At 37.8% G+C, this 16,810-nt stretch carries 24 protein-coding genes; 7 read left to right on the forward strand and 17 right to left on the reverse strand.

Annotated features, from left to right (window positions below; all coding sequences use genetic code 11):
* Window positions 1-112: 112 nt before the first annotated feature.
* From M1F74_RS07040 to M1F74_RS07085, 10 genes are all read right to left on the reverse strand, one after another.
* Complete coding sequence (locus M1F74_RS07040) at window positions 113-409, reverse strand: bacteriocin immunity protein (RefSeq protein WP_001214680.1); 297 nt, start codon at window positions 407-409, stop codon at window positions 113-115.
* Window positions 409-630, reverse strand: a complete 222-nt coding sequence (locus M1F74_RS07045) for a leucocin A/sakacin P family class II bacteriocin (RefSeq protein WP_001049877.1) — start codon at window positions 628-630, stop codon at window positions 409-411. Before M1F74_RS07045 ends, M1F74_RS07040 begins: the two co-directional genes overlap by 1 nt.
* 241 nt (window positions 631-871) lie before the next feature.
* Complete coding sequence (locus M1F74_RS07050) at window positions 872-1,561, reverse strand: CPBP family intramembrane glutamic endopeptidase (RefSeq protein ID WP_247946669.1); 690 nt, start codon at window positions 1,559-1,561, stop codon at window positions 872-874.
* Window positions 1,562-1,885: 324 nt separating this feature from the next.
* Window positions 1,886-2,134, reverse strand: coding sequence for an immunity protein BlpZ (gene blpZ / locus M1F74_RS07055; RefSeq protein WP_247946670.1), 249 nt, complete (start codon window positions 2,132-2,134; stop codon window positions 1,886-1,888).
* A 79-nt stretch (window positions 2,135-2,213) separates the two neighbouring features.
* On the reverse strand, window positions 2,214-2,432 hold the full coding sequence (locus M1F74_RS07060; protein ID WP_000438252.1) for a hypothetical protein: 219 nt from the start codon (window positions 2,430-2,432) through the stop codon (window positions 2,214-2,216).
* Between the two features lie 4 nt (window positions 2,433-2,436).
* Window positions 2,437-2,811, reverse strand: a complete 375-nt coding sequence (locus M1F74_RS07065; protein WP_084970744.1) for an immunity protein — start codon at window positions 2,809-2,811, stop codon at window positions 2,437-2,439.
* A gap of 141 nt (window positions 2,812-2,952) precedes the next feature.
* Window positions 2,953-3,180, reverse strand: coding sequence for a Blp family class II bacteriocin (locus tag M1F74_RS07070; protein WP_247946671.1), 228 nt, complete (start codon window positions 3,178-3,180; stop codon window positions 2,953-2,955).
* A gap of 188 nt (window positions 3,181-3,368) precedes the next feature.
* Window positions 3,369-3,773 (reverse strand): immunity protein, encoded by a 405-nt coding sequence (locus M1F74_RS07075; protein ID WP_247946672.1) that lies wholly within the window; start codon window positions 3,771-3,773, stop codon window positions 3,369-3,371.
* 28 nt (window positions 3,774-3,801) lie between these two features.
* Window positions 3,802-4,122, reverse strand: coding sequence for a hypothetical protein (locus tag M1F74_RS07080; protein WP_000645118.1), 321 nt, complete (start codon window positions 4,120-4,122; stop codon window positions 3,802-3,804).
* A 14-nt stretch (window positions 4,123-4,136) separates the two neighbouring features.
* Complete coding sequence (locus tag M1F74_RS07085) at window positions 4,137-4,364, reverse strand: bacteriocin class II family protein (RefSeq protein WP_247946673.1); 228 nt, start codon at window positions 4,362-4,364, stop codon at window positions 4,137-4,139.
* 280 nt (window positions 4,365-4,644) lie between these two features.
* Between M1F74_RS07085 and blpA the strand changes: the two genes are divergently transcribed.
* The 3 genes from blpA to blpC are packed head-to-tail and all read left to right on the forward strand — an operon-like array spanning window position 4,645 to window position 8,382.
* Window positions 4,645-6,798: a peptide cleavage/export ABC transporter gene (blpA, locus tag M1F74_RS07090; RefSeq protein ID WP_247946674.1), complete on the forward strand. Its 2,154-nt coding sequence runs from the start codon at window positions 4,645-4,647 to the stop codon at window positions 6,796-6,798.
* 10 nt (window positions 6,799-6,808) lie between these two features.
* Entirely contained in the window at window positions 6,809-8,170 is a 1,362-nt protein-coding gene (locus M1F74_RS07095) for a bacteriocin secretion accessory protein (RefSeq protein ID WP_247946675.1), read from the forward strand.
* Window positions 8,171-8,226: 56 nt separating this feature from the next.
* A complete protein-coding gene (blpC, locus tag M1F74_RS07100; RefSeq protein WP_125840946.1) occupies window positions 8,227-8,382 on the forward strand; it encodes a quorum-sensing system pheromone BlpC in 156 nt (51 codons plus the stop codon).
* Window positions 8,383-8,424: 42 nt separating this feature from the next.
* Here the strand turns inward: blpC and M1F74_RS07105 are convergent, their stop codons facing one another.
* Genes M1F74_RS07105 through M1F74_RS07115 form a run of 3 tightly spaced genes read right to left on the reverse strand, consistent with a single transcriptional unit; the run spans window position 8,425 to window position 10,859 of the window.
* Window positions 8,425-9,765 (reverse strand): sensor histidine kinase, encoded by a 1,341-nt coding sequence (locus M1F74_RS07105; protein ID WP_247946676.1) that lies wholly within the window; start codon window positions 9,763-9,765, stop codon window positions 8,425-8,427.
* Between the two features lie 13 nt (window positions 9,766-9,778).
* Window positions 9,779-10,516: a response regulator transcription factor gene (locus M1F74_RS07110; protein WP_247946677.1), complete on the reverse strand. Its 738-nt coding sequence runs from the start codon at window positions 10,514-10,516 to the stop codon at window positions 9,779-9,781.
* Window positions 10,517-10,520: 4 nt separating this feature from the next.
* On the reverse strand, window positions 10,521-10,859 hold the full coding sequence (locus tag M1F74_RS07115) for a LytTR family DNA-binding domain-containing protein (RefSeq protein ID WP_125840943.1): 339 nt from the start codon (window positions 10,857-10,859) through the stop codon (window positions 10,521-10,523).
* A 280-nt stretch (window positions 10,860-11,139) separates the two neighbouring features.
* On the opposite strand from M1F74_RS07115, the gene M1F74_RS07120 reads away from it, so the two are divergent.
* The gene (locus M1F74_RS07120; RefSeq protein WP_125840942.1) at window positions 11,140-11,469 is read left to right on the forward strand and encodes a helicase BlpT; all 330 of its coding nucleotides are present in this window, start codon (window positions 11,140-11,142) and stop codon (window positions 11,467-11,469) included.
* Window positions 11,470-11,531: 62 nt separating this feature from the next.
* Here the strand turns inward: M1F74_RS07120 and M1F74_RS07125 are convergent, their stop codons facing one another.
* Window positions 11,532-12,581, reverse strand: coding sequence for an ABC transporter permease (locus M1F74_RS07125; protein WP_247946678.1), 1,050 nt, complete (start codon window positions 12,579-12,581; stop codon window positions 11,532-11,534).
* Window positions 12,578-13,309, reverse strand: coding sequence for an ABC transporter ATP-binding protein (locus M1F74_RS07130; RefSeq protein ID WP_247946679.1), 732 nt, complete (start codon window positions 13,307-13,309; stop codon window positions 12,578-12,580). Before M1F74_RS07130 ends, M1F74_RS07125 begins: the two co-directional genes overlap by 4 nt.
* Before the next feature lie 67 nt (window positions 13,310-13,376).
* On the opposite strand from M1F74_RS07130, the gene M1F74_RS07135 reads away from it, so the two are divergent.
* The 3 genes from M1F74_RS07135 (at window position 13,377) to M1F74_RS07145 (ending at window position 14,798) form a co-directional block, all read left to right on the forward strand.
* Window positions 13,377-13,787: an HIT family protein gene (locus M1F74_RS07135; protein WP_247946680.1), complete on the forward strand. Its 411-nt coding sequence runs from the start codon at window positions 13,377-13,379 to the stop codon at window positions 13,785-13,787.
* 9 nt (window positions 13,788-13,796) lie between these two features.
* Complete coding sequence (locus M1F74_RS07140; protein ID WP_000777742.1) at window positions 13,797-14,075, forward strand: hypothetical protein; 279 nt, start codon at window positions 13,797-13,799, stop codon at window positions 14,073-14,075.
* Between the two features lie 63 nt (window positions 14,076-14,138).
* On the forward strand, window positions 14,139-14,798 hold the full coding sequence (locus M1F74_RS07145) for a hypothetical protein (RefSeq protein WP_247946681.1): 660 nt from the start codon (window positions 14,139-14,141) through the stop codon (window positions 14,796-14,798).
* A 79-nt stretch (window positions 14,799-14,877) separates the two neighbouring features.
* On the opposite strand, the gene dnaJ is transcribed toward M1F74_RS07145, so the two are convergent.
* Together dnaJ and M1F74_RS07155 are read right to left on the reverse strand one after the other, a co-directional pair.
* Window positions 14,878-16,014, reverse strand: coding sequence for a molecular chaperone DnaJ (gene dnaJ / locus M1F74_RS07150; RefSeq protein ID WP_001066318.1), 1,137 nt, complete (start codon window positions 16,012-16,014; stop codon window positions 14,878-14,880).
* 159 nt (window positions 16,015-16,173) lie between these two features.
* Window positions 16,174-16,806 (reverse strand): DJ-1/PfpI family protein, encoded by a 633-nt coding sequence (locus M1F74_RS07155; protein WP_247946682.1) that lies wholly within the window; start codon window positions 16,804-16,806, stop codon window positions 16,174-16,176.
* Window positions 16,807-16,810 lie beyond the last annotated feature (4 nt).

The raw sequence follows: 16,810 nt of genomic DNA on the forward strand, positions 1-16,810 counted from the left end.
CCATGACAAGTTTAGTATAACACTGTTTTAATTTTTTTCACTCAAATTCAGAGTCACAATAAAAATATTAGAAATACATAAACTATAATTAACATATCACCTATACTATATCCTAGTATCCATATCTAATATTAGATAATTCTCTTAATTTTTTTATCTGATTAGACTGAATTTCAGATAAATGTAGTGCATTTTCAATTAATACATTTGAAATTTCAATGTTCATTCGACTCAGGGTATAAGGAATCGATATACTTCCTTTCTTTAATTCACATTCGTAAGAAATCAATATATCTTTCAAAGGGAGGAGTTGAGAATCACATTTTATATTTTGAATAAGTTCTTCTAATATGATGATAGCTTCACGGCGTCTTTCAACCCCACCAGAAAACCACTTTAACCCTCTCATTATAGAGGTCCACCCGAATTCCAACCTGCATTCCCACCTGAAAATCCATTAACAATAGAATTAGTAAGAATTTTATTTATAGCTTCAGGCCAGTTTACCCAGCAACCTTTAGAGTTATCACAATATAAACCATTACCGTAATATATTGTTTTTCCTCCTACTTTACTCGCAAGCATCTCAGTATCCATAATCTCAAATTGTTCCATCATTTTTAGATTCATGACAAATACTCCTTTTTTATTTTTAATTTTTGTCTTGTTGCAACTTTGACAAGTTTAGTATATCATTGTTTTTTAAAATTTTTCACCCGAATCTTGAATTGTCATCGAAACGTCTTGAATTGCTCAAAGAGCACAATTTTCTTAGTCAACTAATAAGAAGTGAATAAAATTAAATTCTATTATTCAGAAATCTAATCTTATTCACTTCTCATAATCGATAATTATTTTTAATCTACTATTTTTAGCTAAATACCCTGTGTAAAAAAGTCAGCAAAAATGGTAATGTTGCGAAAATATTATTAATCACATGCACTGCATAGGATGGATAAATACTCTTGGTATAGCGGGTCAAACCAGCAAAGATGATTCCAACTGTTGCAAAGACGAAGATATCTAACAGACTAGGCAGGCTTGAAAAATGAGGGAGAGCAAATAAAATAGAAGGAAGAAGCAAATCAAGACCACATCTCGAATCTTTAAAAAAGGCGTGTTGCAGTAATCCTCTATAGATTAACTCTTCCATCAGTGGAACCAGAAAGAACAGGGCTATGTAGATACCCAATTCGGCAAAGTTAGTCCCACTATAACCAATCAATACAGCCCAACCTTCCGCAGTTGACTGGACATGTTTAGCTGTCTGAACGTTAAAAGAGATCTGGAGCACTACCACTAATACTGTCAAAATCGAATACCAAAGCCATTTTTTTCTTGGAATGCGAAAGAGATAACCATGGCCTGTCTTAACAAGAACCACAATCATGACTCCAATAAAAAGTAAACTCAAGATATTTTGAATCCAGAATAAATTGCCTATCTGAGAAGAAAATTGCCAATAGTTTTGGACGATAAGCGTTAGCTGAGAAAGGCCAAATACGAAAAATAGGTAGGATAAAATTGCACTTGTTTTGAATAGAAGCTGATACTTTTTCATGTAATCCCTCCTTTATAAACTCGGAACATCTCTAATATAAACCATATTCCCCTAAATCCTTACTCTAAATCTTAAACAGTGCTTGAGATTTCCTGAATGGTTAAAATAAGGAAAATTGGAAAACAGGAATATCTATGTCTTTATTTCAAAAAATCACTGCCTCCCCCAGATAAACCTGAGGAAAACAGTGATTCAGTTTTTAGGAATCAGGAATGAATGTAAGGAGATACATTTGACATTTTTATAATAAAAATCAAAAAACAAGGTATAATCTTTATTGAAAACAGCCATAAGGATAATCACTTAAACACTAAGTAAGCCTTCCTACAAGCCATCCTTTACCTCCAATCTCTCTAAAACAAACCATTTTAATAACCAAAATCCGACAACATAGCCAGCACCAAAGAATATAGCTATAAAAGCTATCATAGGATTCAAGAAATAGAAGATCACAACGGACACAAAGGTTAGCACAAAAACATTGAAGGCAATGGTGTCGGAAGCCAAGACTAGAATATAGGGTGTCAACCAGTCTAAGGTTTTTGAATATGGAAAAAATAAGTGTTTATACATGATATATTCCTATACAGTATAGAGAGTATAAACTCAAAGAAATACCCAGATTAATAACTCTCTATACTAACTCAATCCTCTAATGTGGCCATAAAACTGAAGCTGCTGCCCCACCAGCTGCGCAAATCAAATAAATCTGAGGAGTTGGGAAAGGGATTGTCTGCATACAAAGCGAAATCCCCTCAACTGCACCACCTACTCCACTTAAAAATGCATCTGCAAGTTGTTTATCACCAGCTGTTATCGTTGTTAGTTTTTCATCGGATAAAATGAAGAAGTTATTTACTGATTGTTCCATTTTTTCACACTTTCTTTGTTAAATTAATTTGGCTAGTAGACAAAAGATAAATCAAGGCATTAAAGGCAATGAAAATATGTCCATAGAATAAAATCAACCTCGCATCCAAACCAAGATAAAGTTTGACTATCAAAAAGATGAGTAAAAGGATTTGAAACCATACCGTTTTTCTAAAAATAAATTTAAAGCGGTTTTGAATGTCTGCTTCCTTGATCTTTACCGCCAAACCTTTATTAGTGAGAAGGAAAACTCCTGCTTCAAACAAACCACTGTAGAGAACAAGCCACCCAATCGATACATTAGAGATTTGCAAAAATGTTCCTAAAAGAATATCCAAAATGCTACCCAAGAAAATAACAAGAAATAACCTGTATCTCATATAAATCACCTCCTTTTACTACTATAGTAAATTAAATCTAGCATCGCACAATGTCGTTTCTAAAGCATTTTTAGAAATTGCTTTAAATTCTCTTAATCAATTTGTTACTATTATATTTTAATCTGCTATATCTCTAAAAATTTAACTTGCCCTCAAAGCTCCCCAAACTGCTGTACAGAACTGTGCTCCTAAAATCCCTCCAGCAAGAGTTCCCACAACTGGGATAACACTCCCCAGAGCTGCACCTCCTATTGTATAAACTCCCAATGCTTGAACAACTTCTCCAGCCCCTACTTTATCCCCACCTTCAACGCAAGCAAGCATATTAGTATCCATAATCTTAAATTGTGACATCATTTTTGTATTCATGACAAATACTCCTTTTTTTATTTTTAATTTTTGTCCTGTTCCAACCTTGACAAGTTTAGTATATCATTGTTTTTTAAAATTTTTCATCCAAATCTTGAATTGTCATCGAAACGTCTTGAATTGCAAAAACTTCAGTATAAAAGGGTAAGTATTTCAAAAACACTCACCCTTTTATACTTCATTAACCTCTACTTTTTATAATACTTCAAACCCCAAATAAGCAAAAGCATGATAAGCCAGCATAGAACCGCGCCAATATAAGCGATTAGTTGTTGGTAAGATTCTCCTGCTGTGATACCTCTATACAAACAGATAATAGACATAAAGCCTGTCAAGCCGATGAACATGAGTTGATTGGTTCTAGGACTAACCAAATCATCATCTTCAAACTCTCTTATCTTCATTTCCCTAGTGAGATAAACAGTAGCCAAAATAGAAGCTAAGTTAATAACCACTAAAAGAAATTGGAGGACTAAGGAAAAATTTAAAAATTGACGAGATAGAAATAGATAAGTAGAGACAAGCAAAGGCAACTGCCCTAGGAACAATCTCGCAAGGAAGATGGTCCGTTTTTTTAAAAATATTTTTTTCATTGCTTTCTCCATTACAATTAAATGACATCTAATCATTTTCTAAAATTTGATAACTTTTGTGAAATGTTTTAGCAGAAACAACTCTATGATTGGTGATATCTATATAATCACCTGGATAACCAAGAACATACATTCCATAACCAGCGAATCCTCCTCCAACTGTTCCAACTAGACCAAACTTGATATTCGTTGCGAGAGAAGTGTTGAGACCTGCCATTAGAATGCGCACATGATTATCCAACCAAACCATATAATTTTTTTGAAAAGCTTCCTCTACCCAACTTGGTTTAGGAGTTGCTTGACCAATTTCCCAAACATCAACAATTTGATTCCCATATTTTGCCTTCATAGTTTCAATCCTTTTTAAATACCATTACATGAGTTTGGAGTTCCCCCTATACCATAAAGACCACATGGTTTTGAAAAATGTATAATAGGCCACTTACCATTTAATTGATCCAAAGTTGGAGAAGGTGCTAGCCCACCCAATAAACCAGCAATCATATCTCCCCAACCTCCGAAACCTCCTTCAACTTTCGCAAGCATCTCAGTATCCATAATTTCAAATTGTGACATCGTTTTTGTATTCATGACAAATACTCCTTTTTTATTTTTAATTTTTGTCCTGTTGCAACCTTGACAAGCTTAGTATATCATTGTTTTTTAAAATTTTTCATCCAAATCTTGAATTGTCATCGAAACGTCTTGAATTAGCTTTTCATTTGAAACCACCTCTAAATTTTTTAAAAAAGATAATTTCTAATCACTTTTTTACCATTCAGGAAGTTTCAATGACAATTCAAGATTTTATAAAATATGAGCTTATTATCATGGTATAATAAATTCATATTTTATATGAAAGGATTTGCCAATGACTTCTTATAAACGTACATTTGTTCCTCAAATAGATGCTAGAGACTGTGGTGTCGCTGCCTTAGCCTCGATTGCCAAATTCTATGGTTCAGATTTTTCTCTAGCTCACTTGAGAGAACTTGCAAAGACCAATAAAGAAGGGACGACTGCTCTTGGCATTGTAAAAGCCGCTGATGAAATGGGCTTTGAAACAAGGCCTGTTCAAGCAGATAAAACGCTCTTTGACATGAGCGATGTCCCCTATCCATTTATCGTTCACGTTAACAAAGAAGGGAAACTCCAACATTACTATGTTGTCTATCAAACAAAGAAAGACTATCTGATTATTGGTGATCCTGATCCTTCTGTAAAAATCACCAAAATGTCAAAAGAACGCTTTTTCTCTGAATGGACTGGAGTAGCTATTTTTCTAGCTCCCAAACCCAGCTATCAACCCCATAAAGATAAAAAGAATGGTCTACTGAGCTTCCTCCCTCTGATTTTCAAACAAAAATCTCTCATTGCTTACATTGTTCTCTCAAGCTTATTAGTCACTATTATCAATATCGGTGGTTCTTATTATCTCCAAGGAATCTTGGATGAGTACATTCCAAATCAGATGAAATCAACTTTAGGAATTATCTCAATTGGTCTAATTATCACCTATATCCTCCAACAAGCCATGAGCTTCTCCAGAGATTATCTCCTAACTGTTCTGAGTCAGAGATTAAGCATTGATGTAATTTTGGCCTATATTCGCCATATCTTTGAACTTCCTATGTCTTTCTTTGCGACACGTCGTACAGGAGAAATCATTTCACGCTTCACAGATGCCAACTCTATTATAGATGCCTTAGCTTCTACCATTCTCTCTCTTCTTCTTGATGTTTCCATTCTGATCCTTGTAGGGAGCGTCTTACTAGCACAAAATCCTAACCTCTTTCTTCTTTCTCTTATTTCCATCCCTATTTACATATTTATCATCTTTTCTTTTATGAAGCCTTTTGAAAAAATGAACCATGATGTCATGCAAAGTAATTCTATGGTTAGTTCTGCCATTATCGAAGATATCAACGGGATCGAAACCATCAAGTCACTCACAAGTGAAGAAAATCGCTACCAAAATATTGACAGTGAATTTGTCGATTATTTGGAAAAATCCTTTAAACTTACTAAATATTCTATTTTACAAACTAATTTAAAGCAAGGAACAAAGTTAGTTCTTAATATCTTTATCCTATGGTTTGGTGCTCAATTAGTCATGTCGAGTAAGATTTCTATCGGTCAGCTGATTACCTTTAATACACTTCTTTCTTACTTTACAACTCCTATGGAAAATATTATCAACCTACAAACTAAACTCCAATCTGCGAAGGTTGCTAATAACCGCTTGAACGAGGTCTATTTAGTTGAATCTGAATTTCAAGTTCAAGAAAATCCTGTTCATTCAAATTTTTTGATGGGCGATATTGAATTTGATGACCTTTCTTATAAGTATGGTTTTGGACGAGATACCTTAACAGATATCAATCTAACAATTAAAGAAGGTGATAAGGTTAGCCTGGTTGGAGTTAGTGGTTCTGGTAAAACAACTCTAGCCAAAATGATTGTCAATTTCTTTGACCCTTACAAAGGACAGATTACCATCAATCATCAGGATATTAAAAATATTGATAAAAAAATCTTGCGACGTCATATTAATTACCTGCCCCAACAAGCCTATATCTTTAATGGCTCTATCTTGGAAAACTTAACCTTGGGCGGTAATAATATGATTAGCCAAGAAGATATTCTAAAAGCTTGCGAATTAGCTGAAATCCGTCAAGATATTGAAAGAATGCCTATGGGCTATCAAACTCAACTTTCTGATGGAGCAGGTCTGTCAGGAGGACAGAAGCAACGAATCGCCCTCGCTCGTGCTCTTTTAACTAAAGCTCCTGTTTTAATACTAGATGAAGCTACTAGTGCTCTCGATGTTTTGACTGAGAAAAAGGTTATAGATAATCTTATGTCCCTAACTGATAAAACCATTCTCTTTGTAGCCCATCGTCTAAGTATAGCCGAACGGACTAATCGTGTCATTGTTCTTGACCAAGGGAAAATCATTGAAGTTGGTAGTCATCAAGAGTTAATACAGGCGCAAGGCTTCTACCATCATCTATTCAACAAATAAGGAGAATGTTATGAATCCTAATCTTTTTAGAAGCGTCGAGTTTTATCAGAGACGTTACCATAATTATGCGACAGTATTGATCATACCACTTTCATTACTGTTTACTTTCATCGTGATTTTCTCCCTTGTTGCTACAAAAGAGATTATTGTTACATCGCAAGGAGAAGTCACTCCTACAAGTGTCATTGCATCCATTCAGTCAACCAGTGATAATACTATCTTAGCTAATCATTTAGTGGCAAATCAAGTAGTTGAAAAAGGTGACTTACTCATCAAATACTCTGAAACAATGGAAGAGAGCCAGAAAACTGCCTTAGAAACTCAATTACAAAGACTTGAGAAGCAAAAAGAAGGACTTGGAATTTTGAAACAAAGCTTAGAAAAAAATACCGATCTTTTTTCTGGTGAGGATGAGTTTGGCTACTATAATACCTTTATGAATTTTACTAAACAAACTCATGATATTGAACTAGGTATCTCAAAGACTAACACTGAGGTTGCAAATCAAGCCAACCTTGCCAATAGCAGTTCATCAGCTATTGAACAAGAAATCACAAGAGTTCAACAACAAATTGGAGAATACCAGGAGCTGAGAGATGCTATCATAAACAAAAGAGCACGCTTACCGACTGGCAATCCACACCAGTCAATTTTGAATCGTTATCTTGTAGCCTCTCAAGAACAAACACAAGAAACTGCAGATGAGCCATTTTTATCTCAAATCAATCAAAGTATTGCAAATCTTGAATCATCTATCGCAAGTCTCAAAATTCAGCAAGCTGGTATCGGAAGTGTAGCAACTTATGATAATAGTTTAGCAACCAAAATTGAAGTACTCCGCACTCAGTTTTTACAGACAGCTTCTCAGCAACAACTAACCGTGGAGAATCAATTAACAGAATTAAAAGTACAACTAGATCAAGCGACACAGCGCTTGGAAAACAATACCTTAACCGCTCCAAGTAAAGGTATCGTTCATCTGAACAGCGAATTTGAAGGTAAAAATAGAATTCCAACTGGTACAGAAATTGCTCAAATATTTCCTCTCATCACAGATACAAGAGAAGTACTAATCACTTACTACGTATCATCTGACTATCTCCCCTTACTAGATAAAGGACAAACTGTAAGATTAAAGCTTGAGAAGATTGGAAATCACGGCATTACCATCATCGGCCAACTTCAGAGCATTGATCAAACCCCTACCAGAACAGAGCAAGGAAATCTCTTTAAATTAACCGCTCTTGCAAAACTATCTGGTGAGAACAGTAAACTCATCCAATATGGCCTACAAGGTCGAGTCACTAGTGTAACTGCAAAGAAAACATATTTTGATTATTTCAAAGATAAAATTTTAACACATTCTAATTAATTTTCAGATAACACTCTATAACTATTTATTATCTTATAAAACAGGAGAATCATAACATGGATAAGAAACAAAACCTAACTTCATTTCAAGAATTAACAACTACTGAACTCAATCAAATTACAGGTGGAGGATGGTGGGAAGATTTCTTGTATAGCCTTAATATAATTAAGTATAACAATACGAAAGGACTTCATCAGCCAATACTACTATAAAAAAACAAGACCAAGAGAAAAGCTCTCTAGGTCTTATTTTTATCATTCTGTATGTATCATAGTAAGCATCTGACGAAAAACTTGATTTTGACAGGTGGTATTTAGACTGGTATTGGGATGACTTTCGACAATCTTCATAACGGTATAGAGACCAACACCTCGCTCCTCCCCTTTTGAACTAACTCCAAAAGAGAAGATTTCAGAAATATCGATGCCTTCTTCTTTGATAGAATTTTCGATGATAAAGGTCTCCTGTTCTCCATTTTTTAAAAAAGCGATTGAAACATGAGGTTGACTGGCCTCTGCACTGGCTTCAATGGCATTGTCACAAAGAATAGATACGATGGTTAAAAAATCAAGCAGACTCATACTCTCGACTTGAATCTCCTCAGGAACTTCGACATTAAAGACAATATCCCTTTCTCTGGCTTTTATAAATTTTCCTGCTAAGAGACTTTTGAGGGCACGGTCTCGAATATTCACCAATCGGCCCAGATCATATTTATTGTCCTGCAATTTCTGACTAGAATCCTTTAAGACCGAGTCGTAGACCTCTTTTATCTGCTCCATATTCTCCTCTTCAATCCCCAGACGTAAACTGGTCAAGAGGTTGGTATAATCATGACGAAAGCTCCGAACTTCCTTGTAAAGTTCCTCTATATGCCGACTATAACGTTCCATATCTCTGTATCGCAAGTCCTGCTCTTGGTTCAGTCTCTCATGAAGTTTGTCCTTCAAATAGGTATCTAATTTCTTGATAACCCCCATAAAAAAGAGCAAGTAAAACACTAGGATCAGATGACGAACAGTCGTTGATTGGATACCTTGTTCATATTCAAAGTAAGACAGATTTTGTATCACTAGATAGTAAGCTCCCATTACCCAGTTAATCTTAGTAAGGGATTTTTGAAAATCTTTATCGAGAATCTCCTTTCTCAACTTAGTGAAATCATAGCCCAACCATTTCAAAAAAGCTAGAGAAATGAAGAAATTGAAAATTATTATACATAACCCAGTAAATGAGTAGCCATCATATACTTGCCCTTGTCCCAAAAATGGAAGCACAAAATAGGAGACTCCTCTATAAAAGAGATTCACCAATATCATTGGAAAGAGACCATAAAAGAAAAGGAGTTTTTTAGGAAGCCCTCTTAACAATAAGAAAGATAAACCTATGCCGTACAAGGGGTCCACAAAATAAGATAGGTAATCATTTCCTACTATATAGCTAATCATTACAAAAACAACTGCCAAAAGTATCTTAAAAAGAAAAGCCTTAAAAATCCTCTCGAAAGTGAGACCAATTCCATCTACCTTAAAGAAAATGACAATTTCTAGCCCATTAGTAATAAGTGTATACAACAATATCCAAGCAATATTCATAAACTCTCCTAGCTCAGTGTAAGTTATTAATAGCCTCAGACACTTCCCTGACCTTATAACGCGCGATTAGACAGCTTCCACCATTGGGAAAGAAAAGGAGTTTTTCTTTCTTATCAAAATGAACCACATTGGCAGGATTGATGAGAAAAGAGCGGTGGCACTGCAAGAGACGAGGTTCCTGTTTGAGAACCTCCTCTAGGCTCGCCGTAAATTCCAGCCTATCCGTCTTGGTATAGAGAATAACACGATGGGCTCTGGACGACGTTTCGAGATAGTAAACCTCTTTAAAAGGATACTGGAATTGGGCGAATTTTGATTTAAAGTAAAAGCAATTTTCCGCCAGACTTTTACTATCTTGACTATTGGCATAGAGAAGGGCTGACTCGATACGAGATTCAAACTCCTCTGCCGAAAGGGCCTTATCAATGTAGTCCAAAGCTGACACTTGATAGCGAAAGGACAAGGGCATAAACTCTGAGTGAGTTGTCACAAAGACAATCAGGGCATAGGGGTCCCGATCCCGAATCTTTCTAGCCACCTCTAGACCCTTCATCTCTTCGTTTCGAATCTCAATGTCCAAAAAGAATAGCTGATGCGCCCCCTTCTCATGTACCTCTGCCAGCAGTTGGTCTGGCTTGCCAAAAACTTCAAAAGAGCTGGGAATGATACGATATTCTTTCAAGAGTTTCTCTATCGTCGTTTCAATCCTAGCTTGTTGGGAAAAGTCATCTTCTAAAACAAATATTCTCATCTTCTTACTCTCCTTGTTTCAACCATTTTTGGCGAATGTCTCTATAGCGACGCCTGGCATACTGAACAGCATATCGACCTTCTTCCCCTAGAAAGAGGGTCTTTGATTGGATATCCATGGATTTTACTCGTTCAAGGTTGACCAGACAATTTCGATGACATCTCGTCAAGGTTTCCCCATATTGTTTCTCAAGATTGCTTAAATTTTGAAACAGATCAAAGCTAGCGTCTTCTGTAACAATCTGCACGGTATGGGCTTTACTTGGATGCGTTTGGATATAGTAGATATCCTTTATGTTTAATTTGAAAATTTCTTTCTCTTTTTGGATGATGATATAGTTCATGGATAAAACCTCCTGAAGAGAGGATACCATAAGTCTAGAATCCATTTTTTGCCAAATCCTAAACGGTTCTTAAAAATTCCTAAAGTGTCGAAGCTTTTACAAATTGACTATGATAACCTTACAACCATTTTATCATAAAATCCCGCTATTACCATTCAGGAAATTTCAATGACAATTAAAGATTTAAAGCTGAAAAAGGAGATAAAAGTGATAGACTGGCAGTATCAAAAAAACAGTTGCTAGAAACAAGACTAGCACCCAGATTAAAGGAGGAATTCTCATGACAGATACAGAACCTATCAAAAGAGCTCAGACTTTGATTACTGAGTTAAACAAAGCCTATCAAGCATGCAAACAGGCAACAGCTGACGATGTCTGCTTTCAGGAGCAACTGAACAATATCCTCCGCTTTCTCTCTAAAGCTGAGACAGTGGATAATCGATTCTTGATTGAGCTGGAAACATTTTACCAGACTTCCAGTCTTCTCATGGGCCTCAGTGCTCTCGATCCAGATGCTCCTACTCGTGCTGCTTGGCGGGCCTATGACCGTTTTCACTTTGACCAAGTCAAGACCAAGTTAAGTCTTTATGGACCAACCATTATCTTGTAGAAAATAAAAGAAGCTGAGACAGATTGAACTCAACTTCTTTTTTAGTATCATATAAGTACGTTTTAGTCCTGCATCTGACGTTTCACCTGATAAGGCAAGTACAAGACTTGTAAAACTAAACCAGCACCCAGCAAGGCTAGGAGGGCCTGTTTTTCTTGGAAAGTCACAAGGCCGACGACTAATTCCACTATCAAGACGAAACTGGTCAATCCTCTGACTACAACCTGCAACCCTCTTTCCTTTTGTCCCTTGTCTAGTGGGAAGAGCTGGGTCAAGTATTGGTAATCAAAGGCGTGATAGAGGGCTAGCAATTGGAAGAGTAAGAGATAGTTAAATAGAACCACCACTGCCGTCGCAATCCAAGCTTGCTCGATAAAGACTAGTGCTAACAAGGATAGGAGCAAAAGGCGCAAACTGAGGGCAAAGAGGTCGCCATTTCGCAGGTAAGAACGGAGATAGAGATTTTGCCAAATCTTGCTCGGCACTTTCTGAACTGCTTTAAGGATGAAATCCAGATAAGCGCGACGTTTGACACTATTTGAAATGCCCTTGACCTGAGTAAAGAGAGCAAAGAAACGAAGCAAGACTTGCTTGCGTTTGCTTTCTTGGGCAATCACATAATCCCAGTTGAGGCCAGTCTCAGTAAAAAATTTACTGGCTTTTTGGCGAAAGAGGAGATATTTTCCAGCTCCCAGTAAAAACACATAGATGAGAAAGACTGGCAAGCCATAACCCAGAGCTAAAAATAAGGGCGCAAATAAAAGCAAGAAAAGGGTTTGGACAAAGAGCCAAAAGACCAGTGAGCGCGTCGTCTGCCCTTTAAGGTGGGACTTGACCTCCTCTTCACTGACTAAGAGAAAGATCTTGTCAGGTGCCTCCATATAAGTGGCAATCCCTCCCCAAGCCAAAAGCAAGGCAGATACAATCCCCAAAAACAAGAGAATAGGCCAATGATTTTCAGGAAAATCTTGCAAGAGTTGGCTGTACTGGTAAGCTAGAAAACCGATGAGAACTAGCAGAAACAAGACAAAGTGGTCATTGAGAACATAGCGCAGATAACCGACACACTCCTTACGAAAAGCCTGCTTTCGCTTTAAAAACAAGTCTTTCATAGCTCCTCCTCTTTGGTCAGAGCCAAGTAAATATCATTCAAACTCGCTTCAGGCATGTCAAAGGCTTCGCGGAGTTGCTGGAGGTTCCCCTGAGCTCGCACCTCCCCCTTGTGGAGGATGACAAAGGCATCACACATCTTCTCCGCCGAGTCCAGAACATGGGTACTCATGAGAATAGACTTGCCTCTTTGCTTTTCTACTTCCAGAAGCTGAATCAAGTCAGAAATGGCCAGCGGATCGAGCCCAAGAAAAGGCTCATCAACGATGAAAAGACTCGGATCTACCACAAATGCACAGATAATCATGACCTTCTGCTTCATCCCTTTGGAGAAATGCACTGGAAACCAGTCTAATTTTTGATCCAAACGAAACATTTTCAACAAAGGTTCCACACGATCAAAAGCGACTTTTTGCTCAATACCATAAGCCATAGCCACCGTTTCAATATGCTCTCTGAGGGTCAATTCCTCGTACAAGCTAGGCGTTTCAGGAATATAGCCAATCTGCTTGCGATAGTTGGTCGCATCTTCTCGCAGGGTTAGGCCATTAATCTTGATTTCCCCACTGTAAGGTGTCAACAGACCAATAATCTCATTGATTGTCGTTGATTTCCCAGCACCATTGAGACCAATCAAACCGACCAACTGCCCACTTTCAACGGTAAAGGACACATCTTTCAAGACAGGAACGTGAATATAGCCTCCTGTCAGGTTTTTAATTTCTAACATATTTTCTCCGAATCTGGTATAATGTAGCTATATTATATCAAAATTCAATACAGTAGAGGTGGATTTTATGTCAGATTGCATTTTTTGTAAGATCATCGCAGGAGAGATTCCTGCTTCAAAAGTATACGAGGACGAGCAGATTCTTGCCTTCCTTGATATCTCTCAAGTAACGCCTGGACACACCCTCATTGTACCAAAAGAGCACTATCGCAATCTTTTAGAAATGGATGCTGCGAGTGCCAGCCAACTCTTTGCACAAGTGCCAACAGTGGCTCAAAAAGTCATGAAGGCTACCAAAGCAGTCGGCATGAATATCATTGCCAACTGCGAGGAAATTGCTGGTCAAACGGTCTTTCATACTCACGTGCACCTCGTACCTCGCTACAGTGCAGAAGACGACCTCAAGATTGACTTTAGCGCCCACGAACCAGACTTTGACAAACTTGCCCAAGTCGCTGAAACCATTAAAAATGCCTAAGGAGTTGCCATGAAACTATCCAATCTATTGCTATTTGCAGGTGCTGCAGCTGGAAGTTATTTTGTCGTAAAAAATCGCCAAGCCATTCAGGATGAAGTGCTAGATACAACTGACCGCGTCGAAGCTATCAAAGATGATTTGGATATCATCCAAAACAGCCTACAAATCATCGACCAACAAAAATCCCTTATCAAGGAATACCAAAAAGATTTAACCTATAAATTCAAAGTCTTGGAAAAGGATTTTCAAACTAGAATGGCAGTCCTCCAAGAAGAAAAACAAGAATAAGAGAGCCTCCAAGTTTCCTTAAATCCTTTTTGGGTTACTAGATTCGAACAGAAAAGGGAGGGAATGAAAGTGAAACAGTTTTTAAAAGTTCTAGCGAAGGTCATCGCGATCCCTTGTGGCTGTCTCTGCCTTCTGACGGCTCTAGCATTTCTACTACTGATGAATCTTTTCAAGGCCTCACCGAGTGACATCCAAAAAGGAAATGAATCCTTAAAACAAATATTTATCTCTCTTGACATGCCTCCTGAGAAAGTAGAATCAAATGGAAGGTATCAATTCGAGGGTGGAGGCTTAAATTTCTATGTTACTTTCTCAGATGAGGTTATCAATAGTCACCCCGTCCTAAAAGAAAGTCCAAAACTCACCAAAAACCGACTGGAAGTCTATGTCCTACAGGCAGGGGATATTTCATACTATAAGGTAGGAGACAACTTGTTCAATCATGGTTTAATACAATTTTTAGAAAAGGAAAGTGAGAAGTATTTCCAAGAAAAAGGAGAGAAATCAAATTCTTCTTACACAATTCTAAATTGGAAAGATCAGGAAAATCTTAAAAAGGGAATTGCATTCTATGAAAAAGCTTTGACCTTAGTGGATATTCAAGATAACTCGGCAATCAAACACATTGATACTATTACCATTAAGCCTGGCAAGGAAGCGGAAATCAAGCAACTCATTCAGGAGATGGATGCAGCTGGCTTGCTCACTCAAAAGTATAAATAGTAGACTAACTGGAGAATGATTTCTCGATACTAAATTTCCCAAGATTATACAAAAAAAGAGCCCGCTGGCTCTTTTTACTTTATTCTCCTTCAAAGGCATCTTTTATGTGGTCAAAGAAGCCTTTTTTCTTTGGATTGACTTTCAAGTCACCTGCAGCTGCGAATTCTTTAAGCGCAGCTTTTTGGCGGTCGTTCAAACCTGTCGGAGTCACGACATTAACTGTAACATATTGGTCACCAACGGCACCGCCACGAAGGCTTGGCGCTCCCTTGCCACGTAGACGGAATTTCTTGCCAGTCTGAGTTCCTTCTGGGATAACCAATTCAACATCTCCATGCACGGTTGGAATTTCCACAGTATCACCAAGAGCTGCTTGGACAAAGTTGAGGTTCAGATTGTAGAAAATAGTCGTTCCTTCACGTTCAAACTTATCACTAGCTTCCACAGAAACCACTACATACAAGTCTCCGTAAGGTCCACCGTTAAAGCCAGCTTCACCTTGACCAGCTAGGCGGATTTGTTGGCCTGTTTCCACACCAGCAGGGATTTTCACATGTACACTATGAGCTTGTTTTTCATGACCTGTACCGTGACAAGTTGTACATGGGTCTTTGATTTCTTTTCCACGACCATGACAGACATCACAGGTTACTTGACGACGCATCATACCAAGAGGAGTCTGCGTATCGACGTTAATGACACCAGCACCATGACAGCGTCCACATGTGACTGGACTTGTCCCTGGCTTAGCACCAGATCCATTACATGTACGACAGCTGGCTTCACGGTTGTACTTAACTTCCTTTTCTGTTCCGAAGATAGCTTCTTCAAAGGTCAAGTTCACACGATACTGGAGATCATCCCCTTGACGAGGAGCGTTTGGATTGCGCGAAGCTCCGCCTCCACCGAAGAAACTTGAGAAAATATCCTCAAAACCACCGAAGCCACTTGCTCCGTCAAAGCCACCGAAACCGCCAGCACCACCAAAGCCACCGTTGGCACCCGCAGCCCCATATTGGTCGTAGGCTGCACGTTTTTGATCGTCACTCAAAGTCTCATAGGCTTCTTGAACTTCCTTGTATTTTTCCTCAGCTCCAGGTTCCTTGTTGATATCTGGGTGATATTTTTTGGAAAGCTTACGATAAGCCTTTTTGATCTCGTCTGCCGAAGCGTTTTTTGACACCCCCAGACGATCATAAAATTCAGTATTGTTCATAATTCAAGATACAAAGGGCGTCAAACGGACACAGTCAAAATAGGAGTTTTGACGACGGACGCTTACGTTCTAGAAAAAACTATCTTTTTGACACAGTCCGTAGCCCGTGTTCAGTTACTCGAACACCCTTATTCCTTTCTATAGTTTATAAGTAAATCATTAGAGTGTATTTTCTATACTCTGCTTCACTTCATCAAACTCTTTATCCGATAGAGTAAAAATCAAGTCCTCTTCTGAATATTCGTTCTGTTCTTTAAAATAGTTGTCAGTATTTTCTGCCAAACCTAGACCAAGTATCACTTTTCTTGCAAACTCTTGATGTGCAAAACCGATAGCCGTAATGATTTGTTTATCTTGCACAAGAACTTTCGATTTGAAATTTTCACGTGAAAGAAATTCAAAATAGTCAAAGAAGTTTTGCCAAATTCCACCTGTAAATTTCGTGTCGTTCAACAAGCCTGCTTTCGCCAATAAAAGTGGCGCTGAAGAAATGGCTGCAATTAGGATATCTTGCTCATCAAGACTTCTCAAAAACGAGATCAATTTCTCATCTTGTAGAGCAGGACCTATATTTACCATTCCTGGCAAAATCACACAAGAATAATCTTCTATACGGATTTGATCCAATGTTTTCGTCGGTTGACAGGGCAAACCATCCTCAGAGACCACCATCGAACGCTCAGAAGCTACATAATCAATCGTGATATCAAAAGACAGAGCTAAAGTACTCGTTAAAGTGGTTATCTCATAAAGAGAAAAATTAGGATAAATAATACAAAGTACTTTTTTCATACGC

The organism is Streptococcus oralis (assembly GCF_023109315.1).
Taxonomy (GTDB): Bacteria; Bacillota; Bacilli; order Lactobacillales; family Streptococcaceae; genus Streptococcus; species Streptococcus oralis_BS.